This is a genomic window from Rhodobacter capsulatus (genome assembly GCF_052363185.1).
GTDB lineage: Bacteria > Pseudomonadota > Alphaproteobacteria > Rhodobacterales > Rhodobacteraceae > Rhodobacter > Rhodobacter capsulatus_E.
Genome location: NZ_CP198955.1, coordinates 2,949,167 through 2,960,373, shown reverse-complemented (window position 1 = coordinate 2,960,373; position 11,207 = coordinate 2,949,167). Strand labels below are relative to the sequence as shown.

Sequence of the window (11,207 nt, the reverse complement as noted above, 5' to 3'; positions counted from 1 at the left end):
TTAGGCTCCAGACTCATTGAGTTTCACAGCCAGAACAAGACGATCGCGGCGAGCATGATGGCGGAGAAAAAGGTTTCCGGACACCGATCGTATCGGGTTGCAACTCGCCGCCAATCCTTCAGACGGCCGAACATGATCTCGATGCGGTTGCGCCGTTTGTAGCGCAGCTTGTCGTATTGCATTGCCTTCTTGCGTGACTTTCGACCAGGGATGCAGACCTTCATCCCCTTGTCTTTCAACGCGTCTCTGAGCCAATCGGCATCATATCCCCGATCTGCCAGAAGCCAACCCGCCTTCGGCAGGCTGCCCAGCAACGCCGCTGCGCCCGTGTAATCGCTGACCTGCCCGGCCGACATGAAGAACCCGATCGGCCGCCCCTTCGCATCCGCGACGGCATGCAACTTGGTGTTCATGCCACCTTTGGTGCGCCCGATCTGGCGCCCGCGCCCCCCTTTTTCACGCACAGGCTCGATGCCGTGCGGTGCGCCTTGAGATATGTCGCGTCGATCATGATCGTCTTGTGCTCGGCGCTCTCGGCGGCCAGGCCCGCCATGATCCTGGCGAAGACCCCATTGTCGCTCCAGCGCTTCCAGCGGTTGTAGAGGGTCTTCGCCGGGCCGTAGTCCTTCGGCGCGTCGCACCAGCGCAACCCATTGCGATTGATGAAGATTATGCCGCTGAGAACACGACGATCATCGACGCGCGGCTTGCCATGGCTTTTGGGGAAGAACGGTTTGAGGCGCTCCATCTGGGCGTCGCTCAGCCAGTAAAGATTGCTCATAGATCAGGTCTCCTTGCGGAGCCTGAATCACGCTAAAGCCGCGAAATCGATGGGTCTGGAGCCTAGGCTTTATGCGTTTTTCTCGACCCGTTATCCAAGATTGCTTCGAGTTTCAGCGGCATTTCAAACGGAAGAAGTGATTTGTAGTTTCCCAAAAAAGAATCTGGAGCCTTGCATGCTGCCGCGTACTTTTCAATACTGGCATTCACCCATGGACAAACCAAGAGGAATTCGCCAAAGCCAACAAAGCAAACCCCCGCCATCTCACTTGTCAAAATACTATTTTCATAACCACTAATTGGCTTAAGCATCACCACCTCGACATCGCCCTTCTCAAGAAAGCCATCGGAAATATATCTGGCTGGCTTACTCAGGGCGTATGTGTATCCAAATTTTCCAAATAGACAAAGGAACGCGCTCTTAAGGAATGCTAATTTTGTAAGCGCTTCATTATAGGCGGGGAACTTCAGCTTCCCATGAAATGTGCCCCCCCAGATGAGCTTATATGTTTAAGACTTTCTAGCGCTCCAGATAGATGGGATGGTTTGTTGTTTTTCCCGACGCGAATATTAATCCCGTCACCAATTTTTCCTGATATTTGAGCGTTGGTTGTTATTGCGACATCCTCATTCAATGAAATTTTTCCTGCGAATGGCTTGGGGTTGGGTCTATTTGGGTCGATAAAACGAAAGAATTGCTCTCTTGCGGCGATCTGGCTATCCAATCTTGAGCCAAGATTATTGTTGCAATTTTTGTATGTCAGTGCGACCACCTTTCCGCCAATGCTCTCAGGCGGTGCGTGTTCGAGGGTGAGGCAGTAGTCAGTTGGAGCATCTTTTCTGATAGCTTGCTCATCGAAGTCACGTTGGCAAATTGGACATCTGTAAAATTTTCCATCGATGCCAAAACCTTTTAGGGCTGCAACGCCAGCATCGAATAATTCTCTGTGCTTATATGACCGATTTTGCGATTTCAATTGAAAAATCCCAAGTGGTTTTTTCAACGTGAGCCGCGTGCTTGGCAAGCTCAAAAGACCAATGCTACGTCACCGCTTCGTCCATGAGCAGACCGCGCCAGCAAGATGCGCGAAGGGGGCCAGCTTAAACTCTGCTTCCTGCGCGTCTCTGTCGCCCCGGGGCGCGACGCGAACGGCAGTTATCACTGATTTGCTGCGGACGCTATGCCGCAACGCCAACGTCCGGCAACCGCCCCTTGCGCGGCATCATCGGGTCGCCCCGTACGCGGCACGAACGGTTGCGAACGGTTACCGCTGGCTCGTCATCAGGGCAGCTGCCACCGCTCGCCATCCTTCAAACGCAGTAACGGGCCAAAGTTCTCGGGCGGAGTGTCCCAAGCCGTGCCATGCACCGGCACGATCGCTTTCGGTGCCATTGCCGCGGCAAAGGCGATCAGGTCCGCAGTGGCGGCATGGCCGCTCGTGTGCCATTTCTCGATCGGGGCGCCATGCGCCTTGCACCAGTCCCAGGCCGCATCGCCGCCCTTCAGATAGCCGTCCCAGGTCGACCACAGGAACAGATCCTCGGGGCCGGGCGTGACCCCCTTGGCGGCATAATCCCGCACCAGCCCCTTGCGCAGCATCACGATGGCGCGGCTGCCGGTCAGCGCCGCTGCCCCGAGGCCGGTGCGGCTGATGCCGCCGATGTAGCTTTCGCCGTAGCGGTCGGCGTAAAGACGGCGCAATCCGGCGGTCAGAACCACCTTCAGGTTTGGCCAACCGGGGCGGGGCAGCCCCGAGCCCTCGGCCACCTGCTCGAGCATGTCGGCGGTATAAAGGTCGATCACCAGATCCCGCCGCGTGCGTTTGGCGACGCGGTAAAGCGTTGTCAGGCGGTCGAAATTCTGCCCCGACCAATAGACGAAGATCCGCCCCGTCACAGTCTTGCTGCGTTCGACCAGCCGGTTTTCCAGATCCGTCTCGGTCACTGTGGGCTTTGATGTGCCCAGGTTGGTGCCCTCGGTGATCAGCAGGTCGATCCCCTTCGGGGGACGCTTCATGAGCCCATCGACCAAGGCCGCCTTGCGCCCATGGCGGCGAAAATCACCGGTGTAAAGGATGCGCCGCCCCGCGCCGTCGATCTGCAGCATGTAGGCGTCGAAGGCGGAGTGGTCGGTCAGCCGCGGCTTCAGGGTGAACGGTCCGATCGGGATCGGTCGGCTGCGGCTTTCCCAGGTCGTCAGGCGATGCGGCAGCTTGCCCTTGTCGAAGGGCGAGGCCGCGATCAGCCGCGCCGTCGCCGCCCCGCACATCACCGGCCAATCGGCGGGAAGCTGCGCCACCAGCCCCCAGTGATCGAGATGCGCGTGGCTGAGCAGCACGGTTGCCGGGCGGCTGGTGTCGAGCGTCTCGGGCAGGCGGTCTTCCTCGCCCTCCGGCAGCTCGAGCGCCTGGCCCGCGTCGAGGATCAGCCGCGCCCCCTCGGGATGGGTGATCTCGATCAGGCTGCCGCCGATCTGCCGGGTGCCGCGGTGGATGGTGACGGCAAGGCTCATGCGTCGGGCGCCAGCACGAAAGACCCGCCCGGGCCGATCAGCAGCAGCGGGACACCCGCATTCTCCAGCTTTTGTGCATGGCCGTTTTGTGTGAAGGCGGGATCGCGGAAGGCCCGCACCTTCTTACCGCCCTGCGTCCCCTCCTTGCGGCTCTCGCGGATCACCAGCCGGATCTGCGGATCGAGATCGACGATCTCGGCGCGTCCCGATCCCACGGCAAGGATCGCCTGACCAAGCGGCGGGGCTGCGTCGACCAGCTCATGCAGGGCGACGAGCATTCGGCAGGCCTCCGTATAGGCGTCAATCACGGCGCGCTTGTGGGCCGGATCTTCCAGCCATTCCCTGTATTTGCCCAGCTGTCTTACGACTTCCGGGTCTTCGGGATTCCTGACGCGGGTTTCGGGGTTTTCCGACAGCTTCGCCTCCCAGAACACCAGGCGATAGCCCCCCGCACAGGGTTCAAGCGCCACGAGGTCCATGCGCGGCGCGACAAGGCTTTCCTCGCCTGTCACTTCGTTCGTCACCAACACTCCGGGCAGGGCCGCCTCGACGTCGATCACATCGGGATTGGCGCCCAGCAGCAAATCGACAAAGACCTTTTCGGCTTTCTTGCTGGAATGGCGACGTGCCCGGTCGTGCCAAGCTGAAAGATCGGCCTGAAGACTGTCCCCCGAAATCGACAGGTGCCCCTGATCGGCGGAAGGAACGTCCTCAAGCACATATTTCCGATGGATCCGAAACTTGAGACCATCCTTGCCAAAAGAGACCATGAACACGGATTGTCCCTCGGCGTAGAAATTCACATAGCCGTCGCGAATGAAAAGTCGCAGCCTTTTGCCACCCTCGCTGTCATGGCCTGCGGGCGACCAGAGCGCCAGCAACTGCCCCAGCAACGGATAGGAGGCCAGCGCCACGTCGGATAGCAATGTCGGGTTCAGCGCCCGCTTGAAGGAAGTGCCACTGGCGTCGGAAACGTTCGTCATCACAATTGTCCTTTCGACATCTCATCCCCTTATATTCCCTTGAGGCCGGTTTGAATTTACACTTGACACGCACCTGTGGCGGAATGTTGCTCCGACTGCGGATCGGGGCGACATCCGCGCAGGCAGGTCAAGCATTCTGGAAAATTATGAAAATATAATGAGTTGGAGACCGCATGAGCACGCATCGCGCAGCAAATGACGACACGCACCTGCGTCTGCTGATCAACGGCGTCGGGCTGAGCCCCGATCACGATGCACGCGACCTGCCGGGCCGGTTCTGCGCCGTGACGGCCGCGCTCGACCGGCTCGGGCTGCCCGCGCTGGTGATCGGCCGCATCGCATATGCCCGCTACGCCCCGGCACAATATTGCGCGCAGATCGAACTGCTCCTGCCGCTTGCGCCCGAGACGCCCGACTGGAAGACATCGGCCGCAGCGCTGCAGGCCGCCGATGCCGCGGCGTGCCGTCCGGGCTCATCGGTACGGCTGGTGTTGCGGGCCGCCGTCAACATGGCCGAGCGCGATCTGATTGCCGCCTCCCGGCGCGTGGCCTGGCTTGGCGCCGAGGCGCGCTTGGCCACACCGGCCCATCTTCTCGCACGTTTCCTGCTGGAGCGCACCGACGACGGCAACAGCCTTGCCGTGCAATTGGCGATTGCCTGCCCGATCGATCCGGATCTGGCGCGGCAGACGGCAAGACACCTCGGCCTCGCAACGGGCGAAATTGACGCCGTCCTCGCCCGCGCGGAACGAGACCGCGCCGCGCGCTGGGATCCGTTCCACCGCCGCCCAACTCCCGACCCCCGTTGATCCATCGCGGCTACATCGTCGAACAAACGGCCGCTTCTTGCGCAGCGCGTCGCTCCCCATGGGGCCTCGTGAACGTCGGTTATTGCCGATTTGCTGCGCTTGCAATGCTGCAAACTCACCGTTGGCAAACCGCCCTCTTCGAAGGCGGCAAGCCTTTCGCAGCGCCTCGCGCGATCGACGGTAAAGGGCTGTCCTTGTGGGTGCGTTGGGGTGGTAGATCGGGTAAATTCGGCCATGTCCGGCGTACTCGATCCATCTTCTGTCATCGCGCTGCAACCAACTCTTGAAGCCTGATGAAACGCCGATCACGTGTTGCACCTGGCCAAGCCTCGACCATCTGCTCCAGAACTGCCGCAAGATCAAACGGAACACCCGATGGATCATCCGGGATGATAGCGTCCATCAGTGCCAGCGTCTCCCTCGGGAAATTCGCAGAAATAGGCGCTTCACCTTCGTTACCAATGTCTTTGTAAAAGCGGTATAGCCAGTGGTGGCCACGGTGGATCCGCCGCAGGAACGGGCGGGCGGCCTCTAGCACAGCTGGAAAATGGTCGCCGCAGTCCTCCAAAAGGGAAATGAATGCCGCTGATGTCGCCTCGATCTGATACTGCGCTTCTCGGGGCCAGGCGTTGTTGATGAACGGAGCGACCGCATTCTCCCAAGCATCGTCAGCACTTCGCCCAACCTGACCAAGGAAATGTATCACGTTGACGCGCCCGGCTGAAGAAAACGACCGGATGCAAGCGATGGCTTCATCATACGAGGTGTAGCGGTCACCACCCGCGCCCGCCTCCTCGACGCCACCCTCCGCGCCGCGCTGACCGACACCGGGGCGGCGGCATGAATACGCTGCCAAAGGGAAAAAGCCTCTGGATCCGCTCCTTCTACGGGTTCAACCCAGAAGAGGACGGCTATGCCGGATGGACGAAGGAGGCCGGGCGCGACCACATTCTCAGACATATCAAGGACGGGGATCTGATCCTCATCTATGGTGCGGGCTCGAAAGAGACGGGCAAGGCACTGCGGTCCTATGTTCGTCGAAGCGGTGCTCTGGATCGCCCGCACCGGCTGCCCGTGGCGCGACTTGCCGTCCGAGTTCGGGAAGTGGAACACCGTTTTCAAACGCTTCCGCCGCTGGGTGAAGGTCGACGCATTCCATATCATGTTCAAGGCTTTAGCCGAAGACGCCGACTTCGAAAACGTGATGGTGGACGGCGCCATCGTCAAGGTCCACCGTCACGGCCAGGGCGCAAAAGGGGGACTGAAGGCCAGGCCATCGGGCGCTCTCGCGGCGGCGTGACGACGAGAATCATGGCGCTGACCGACGCACTCGGCAACCTGATCGACTTCCGCCTTCTGCCCAGTCAGGCGCATGGAATAGCTGCGATAGACCTCCTTGGATGCCCGCCGTGGGTGGATGCCCGCCGTGGGTGGATGCCCGCCGTGAGAACTTCATTGAGAATGAAATTCTCGCGACCTTCCAGCAGCAACGTCAACAGATTTCTCGGTTTCGTCGCCGGCAGCGAATGCAAACAGATCACCAATCGCTGCGGGTTGCGTTTCTTTCCGCTTTCTCGGTTTTTTGGGGGACATGGCGACGGCTTCCGCGTTGGCATCAACCGGCACGTCAGAAGACGGGCTCAGCATAGCGGCTAGCGCAACCGGAAACTCGCGATCATTCCTCAGGAGTTTCGCACATGCGCGCAACAACGCGTCGTGCTCGCGGGGCACGATGATACGAGCCTCGTGCAGGCCGCGGCGGTCTTGAGAAATACGCTCGTGGCGGCGGCGATCGGCGCGTTTGGGGTCTTTCGGGGGGGTAGGCATGGGGACCTCGCAGAATGAACATCTGCAAGTCCATGTTCGCGCAGAATTCCGTTTTCGCTACTACGGCCTCCCTCAACTAGCGCCTCCGTCCACAGAAAAACGCCATCACAATCGCAGCCGGTCACTTGTCGCTAAATCGGGTTGGCTTCGGTTCCCCCTTCGAGCTTCACATCCGTGCGCGACAGGCGCACCCCACAACCTTTCGTTCCATCCGGGGGGATGAACTCGATCCCGCCCGCCTCCAGCGCCTCTATGACGCGCATGACGATCTCCATGCGGGACCGCCCCGGGCCGAATTTCGGGTTCTCTAGCCGCTGAATCGTGGGCAGGGAGACGCCGGAGCGATCGGCGAGATCAGACTGCTCCCATCCAAGAAAAAGCCTGGCGGCTTTGATCTGGGCAATATTTATCATGTTTCAGGCATCATTTGTTAAGTTTGAGACTTGACGCCCCAAACTGCATGGATTATGTTTCAGACATAACCTGATAAAGTCCAACATTGCCGCGAGTCAACCATGCTCGATCAACACCTCAACGCAGAGACGATGCAGCGCGCCATCGCCTGCGTTACGCGCCTCGACCGCCCGTCAGCACCGATGTCGGTCAACAGGCTGCTCGATCCCCTCGATGCCGAAAAACTGGCTTTGCTTCGCTTCACGCCTCACCGGTGCGGTCATTGCGGGGCTCCGGTGAACCTGCGCGTTCGGGCCGTCGAACATTCGGGCACGACGACCGGCCGTCGAGCGTATTTCGCCCATGCGGCGGGAACCGGAAACGGATGCCCGGCTCTGACATCGCCCGCCATCGCCGCAGCATCCATTGGCGCGCATCAGTTCGACGGGCGCCAGGAGGGGGCGCGACATCGCTATTTGAAACAGGCGTTGATGGATGCCGCCTGCGGAGACAGCCATATCGATGACGCGATGCTCGAGGTTCTCGTAACCAATGAGGGCGTGCATCGCAGACCTGACGTCGCGATGGTGATCGACGGGCGGATGATCGGGTTCGATTTGCAGCTGGCGCCGCCGAGCCGCGATACCATTCGGGGGCGGACTGCTTTTTACGAACGCAGCCCAGTCCTTCATGCTTGGGTGCTGGACGGGGCTCAGCTGGACCAAGTGAACCTTCAACCGTTTCAAGATCTGCTGTGGCGCCTCGGCGGCAATATCCTCGCGTTCGACGAGGCCTGCGTTGCCAGGTCGGCCGCGCTCGGGCGTCTCCAGATGAAACGGGTGTCAATCACAGACAGCGGCCGCGATATCCGCGCGCAATGGAGTTGGATCACCTGGCCGGAGCTGGCCAATTGGTTTGGCTTGAATCCGGCCCCTACGGGCTTGGCGGACGATCCTATCAGCCGCGCGTTCTGGGCGCATCTTGCGTCTCCTGAACGCACGGATCTGAAGCTCTGGTATTACGCCATGGCGCCGGATCTCGGTTTGCCGCCATGGAAGGATTTTGTCGCCGACGGTCTCCGGCCCGTGCTCGGAGCCTTGGCCAGCATCCTCTCCGGCAGGGTCCGCGACGGCTCTACGCGAGCACCGCATGCGGTCAGGGCGGTCGTCAATACCTCGCTAGCAACCGATGTATTCGATGGGCGGCACTTGTGGGTGCCCGTGTTCGAGGCGGCATTGCATTCGGGTTCGGCAGCACCGCCGGTTGACGGAAACACGCCCCGCGTCCTTGCCCGCGCTTGGGCTGCACATGACTCTGGCGAATTCGCGCGCCGCATCCGGGATTGGCGCCCTCTTTTCACGCGGCTCATTCCAACGCTGCCCGTGCCGTAGCCCCCGTATCCAACCCCGTCCACCGAACCGGCACCTGCCGGATGGTTTCGCTCACCCCAAAGAAAGGAAAGAGAATGCTCACTCCCTTTGAGAATCCCGCCGTTCAACACGCTTTGCCCCTGTGCTCCGACGCGGAGCGCGCCCGACGGGATGCGCTGCTCGCGTGGCGGATCGACTCGATGATTTCGCGCCGTCACCGTCGACCGATTTCGCTGCCGCGCCCGCCGCACGTCCCCGGTTGCTGACCGTCCGATCAGAAAAAGAGGAAATCGCATGAAAACGAAAAAACCTGGCTGGACGCAGCTCGCGCGCACGATGCTGCGCCGGATCGTGACGACGACGATGCTGATGCCCGACGATGACCCGGACGACGGGTCCGACATCGAAGCGCTTTGGGCCGCGTCACTCGCTGATCGTAATATTTCCGAACCGGATCAGGTTCCGACCTCCCCGGCGCCGGCTCTGTCGGCCCGAGATGTCCGTTGGATCGAACCGGACCGCGCGCTGATGATCGCTCGGCTCGCACTCACCTTCGGCACCGCGCGAAGCATCGGGGCAACCGCCGTTGATGGTGCCATCACCATTCTGCAAGCGGGCTCCAACGACGAGGCGAATCTCATCGGATATCTGTTGCGCCACGCTGCTTTTGGCGATGACGTCTTGGTCAGCTCGAGCCTCAATCCCGACGCGCGCGGAAAAACAGTGCATCTGACGACCCTTTTGTACCCGGATAGCGGGGCGTCCGACGCGAATTTCAAATCCGGGCTGACCCGGATCGCGGATTCGCTTCAGTTGCGGTCAGCCGTTTTGGTCGTCGTTGCAGAAGCGAATACGCTGCCCGCCTCGATGCGCGCATCATTGCCGCCACCGATCGTGCTGGCGCCGCTGACGAAGGAGGTCGTTCTGTTCGCCATCGAAGCGATGCATCAGGTCAGCGACCGCCCGGCGGTGCTGGCGCAACTCCCGTCCCCACGCGCCCTCGCGCGTCTGGGTCGGCTGGAGTTCGCCGTCGCCTTTCGTGCGACGCATGCGCTCGGGGTGGCCGAGGCGCTGCGCAAGCACTGCGAGCCGCGCCCGCGCGGATCCCTCGCAGCCCTGACCGGAACCGGCGAACTGTTTGAAACGGCAACTCGGCTGGTCGCCGATCTGCTCGCGTTTGCCGATGGCACCTTGCCCTGGTCGGATATCCCGCGTGGCTTGCTTCTGGTCGGGCCGCCCGGAACAGGGAAAACCCATGCTGCGCGCGTGATCGCCGAAGCTGCAGGCCTGCCCACCGTGATGGCCACCGTTGGCGAATGGCAGGCCGCCGGACATTTGGGCGAGATGCTGCGGTCGATGCGTGCGACCTTTGCGGAGGCGCGGCGGCTTGCGCCCTGCGTGCTGGTCATCGACGAGATTGACAGCATTGGATCGCGCACCGAACCGAGTGATCGGAACCGGAATTATACGCGACAGGTCGTGAACGAAATGCTTGCGCAACTCGATGGCCTCGCCGGTCTTGAGGGCGTGATGCTGATCGGTGCCACTAACCACCCAGAGCATATCGACCCGGCGGTCCTCCGCGCAGGACGCCTCGATCTGCACGTTCCCGTGCCGCTGCCGGGACCGGAAGCACTGGCGCAGATCCTGCGGGTGCAGTTGGGATCGGATGCGCCTGCCGATCTGAACCCGCTCGTCCGGGCTGCTCGGGGCAGGACACCGGCCGCGATCTCGGGAGTTGTGCGACAGGCGCGATCGCGTGCGCGTGCGGCCGGGCGGGCGCTCGGCGTGCAGGATCTGCTCTGCGCTTTCGGCGATCTGGATCTGCGTCACCCGGATCTGCGCTGGCGAATTGCCGTTCACGAAGCGGGGCACGCGATCATCGCGCATGTGCTTGGCTTGGGCGAGATCACCGACCTGTCGCTGACCGGCGACGGCGGTGAGGCGAAGATGTTGCGCGCACCGACGGCGGGACTGCGCGGAGATTACGAGGATCAGATCGCCCATGCGCTCGGCGGCCGGGCGGCGGAGATCGTGGTGTTCGGCGCTCCGAGCGGGGGATCGGGCGGCAGCGCCGAAAGCGATCTCGCTATTGCAACGCATCTGGCTCTCGGGCTGGAACGCTGCGTCGGGCTTGGGCAGAACGGTCTGATCTGGGAAGCGGTCGAGGGCATTGCCGCTCGACAAATGTCTGCGGGCGAGCGCGCGGCCGTGTCCAAGCGTCTGGACGAGCAATGCGCCCGGGCGGTGCGCCTGTTGACGCACCATTGCGTGCATCTTGAACGTCTCGCGCGACGGCTTGCTGAAATGGAGCACCTCGTCACGGCGGAGATCGGAGAGTTCCTGCCCGAAGTCGATGACGCCGCCATCGTCGCGAACCTTGCGCATCCGCCGTCAGAGACCTACGATTCGTAACGTGCGGCGGAAATCGAGGCTCTGCAGCCGGGGACCGTGGTTCCCACTTGACACGGGCATTTTTATCTGCGCGGCCCTCGCCACCCATCCGGAGCGGTTTGTGACCCCGTTGTGACCC

General features: G+C 61.6%; 11 protein-coding genes and 1 pseudogene. 4 read left to right on the top strand and 8 right to left on the bottom strand.

Annotated features, from left to right (window positions below; translation table 11 throughout):
- Positions 1–23 precede the first annotated feature (23 nt).
- From ACTTAG_RS14565 to ACTTAG_RS14545, 5 genes are all read right to left on the bottom strand, one after another.
- A protein-coding gene (locus ACTTAG_RS14565; RefSeq protein WP_444462946.1) for an IS5 family transposase occupies positions 24–781 on the bottom strand; the annotation gives its coding sequence in 2 pieces (ribosomal slippage) (positions 24–457 and positions 457–781; 759 coding nt in all).
- Positions 782–843: 62 nt separating this feature from the next.
- Complete coding sequence (locus tag ACTTAG_RS14560) at positions 844–1,092, bottom strand: hypothetical protein (RefSeq protein WP_444462945.1); 249 nt, start codon at positions 1,090–1,092, stop codon at positions 844–846.
- 155 nt (positions 1,093–1,247) lie between these two features.
- A complete protein-coding gene (locus ACTTAG_RS14555) occupies positions 1,248–1,784 on the bottom strand; it encodes a hypothetical protein (RefSeq protein ID WP_444462944.1) in 537 nt (178 codons plus the stop codon).
- Positions 1,785–2,062: 278 nt separating this feature from the next.
- Entirely contained in the window at positions 2,063–3,292 is a 1,230-nt protein-coding gene (locus ACTTAG_RS14550) for an MBL fold metallo-hydrolase (RefSeq protein ID WP_444462943.1), read from the bottom strand.
- Positions 3,289–4,275, bottom strand: coding sequence for a hypothetical protein (locus ACTTAG_RS14545; RefSeq protein WP_444462942.1), 987 nt, complete (start codon positions 4,273–4,275; stop codon positions 3,289–3,291). The genes ACTTAG_RS14550 and ACTTAG_RS14545 overlap by 4 nt, the downstream gene beginning before the upstream one ends.
- A gap of 173 nt (positions 4,276–4,448) precedes the next feature.
- On the opposite strand from ACTTAG_RS14545, the gene ACTTAG_RS14540 reads away from it, so the two are divergent.
- Positions 4,449–5,084: a hypothetical protein gene (locus ACTTAG_RS14540; RefSeq protein WP_444462941.1), complete on the top strand. Its 636-nt coding sequence runs from the start codon at positions 4,449–4,451 to the stop codon at positions 5,082–5,084.
- A gap of 262 nt (positions 5,085–5,346) precedes the next feature.
- Here the strand turns inward: ACTTAG_RS14540 and ACTTAG_RS14535 are convergent, their stop codons facing one another.
- Positions 5,347–5,940, bottom strand: a complete 594-nt coding sequence (locus ACTTAG_RS14535) for a hypothetical protein (protein ID WP_444462940.1) — start codon at positions 5,938–5,940, stop codon at positions 5,347–5,349.
- 174 nt (positions 5,941–6,114) lie between these two features.
- Here ACTTAG_RS14535 and ACTTAG_RS14530 point away from each other — a divergent pair.
- Positions 6,115–6,503 (top strand): annotated as a pseudogene (locus ACTTAG_RS14530) (IS5 family transposase); the annotation flags it as partial.
- A 33-nt stretch (positions 6,504–6,536) separates the two neighbouring features.
- Here ACTTAG_RS14530 and ACTTAG_RS14525 read toward each other — a convergent pair.
- Positions 6,537–6,911, bottom strand: coding sequence for a hypothetical protein (locus ACTTAG_RS14525; RefSeq protein WP_444465289.1), 375 nt, complete (start codon positions 6,909–6,911; stop codon positions 6,537–6,539).
- 131 nt (positions 6,912–7,042) lie between these two features.
- Positions 7,043–7,324, bottom strand: a complete 282-nt coding sequence (locus tag ACTTAG_RS14520; RefSeq protein WP_444462939.1) for a helix-turn-helix domain-containing protein — start codon at positions 7,322–7,324, stop codon at positions 7,043–7,045.
- 102 nt (positions 7,325–7,426) lie between these two features.
- On the opposite strand from ACTTAG_RS14520, the gene ACTTAG_RS14515 reads away from it, so the two are divergent.
- Together ACTTAG_RS14515 and ACTTAG_RS14510 are read left to right on the top strand one after the other, a co-directional pair.
- Positions 7,427–8,695, top strand: a complete 1,269-nt coding sequence (locus tag ACTTAG_RS14515) for a competence protein CoiA family protein (RefSeq protein WP_444462938.1) — start codon at positions 7,427–7,429, stop codon at positions 8,693–8,695.
- Positions 8,696–8,968: 273 nt separating this feature from the next.
- Positions 8,969–11,089, top strand: coding sequence for an AAA family ATPase (locus ACTTAG_RS14510; RefSeq protein ID WP_444462937.1), 2,121 nt, complete (start codon positions 8,969–8,971; stop codon positions 11,087–11,089).
- Positions 11,090–11,207: the final 118 nt, after the last annotated feature.

Coding starts and splice junctions, on each gene's coding strand:
- ACTTAG_RS14560 (WP_444462945.1), bottom strand. CDS start 1,092: ATGCTTAAGCCAATTAGTGGTTATGAAAATAGTATTTTGACAAGTGAG.
- ACTTAG_RS14550 (WP_444462943.1), bottom strand. CDS start 3,292: ATGAGCCTTGCCGTCACCATCCACCGCGGCACCCGGCAGATCGGCGGC.
- ACTTAG_RS14545 (WP_444462942.1), bottom strand. CDS start 4,275: ATGACGAACGTTTCCGACGCCAGTGGCACTTCCTTCAAGCGGGCGCTG.
- ACTTAG_RS14540 (WP_444462941.1), top strand. CDS start 4,449: ATGAGCACGCATCGCGCAGCAAATGACGACACGCACCTGCGTCTGCTG.
- ACTTAG_RS14525 (WP_444465289.1), bottom strand. CDS start 6,911: ATGCCTACCCCCCCGAAAGACCCCAAACGCGCCGATCGCCGCCGCCAC.
- ACTTAG_RS14520 (WP_444462939.1), bottom strand. CDS start 7,324: ATGATAAATATTGCCCAGATCAAAGCCGCCAGGCTTTTTCTTGGATGG.
- ACTTAG_RS14515 (WP_444462938.1), top strand. CDS start 7,427: ATGCTCGATCAACACCTCAACGCAGAGACGATGCAGCGCGCCATCGCC.
- ACTTAG_RS14510 (WP_444462937.1), top strand. CDS start 8,969: ATGAAAACGAAAAAACCTGGCTGGACGCAGCTCGCGCGCACGATGCTG.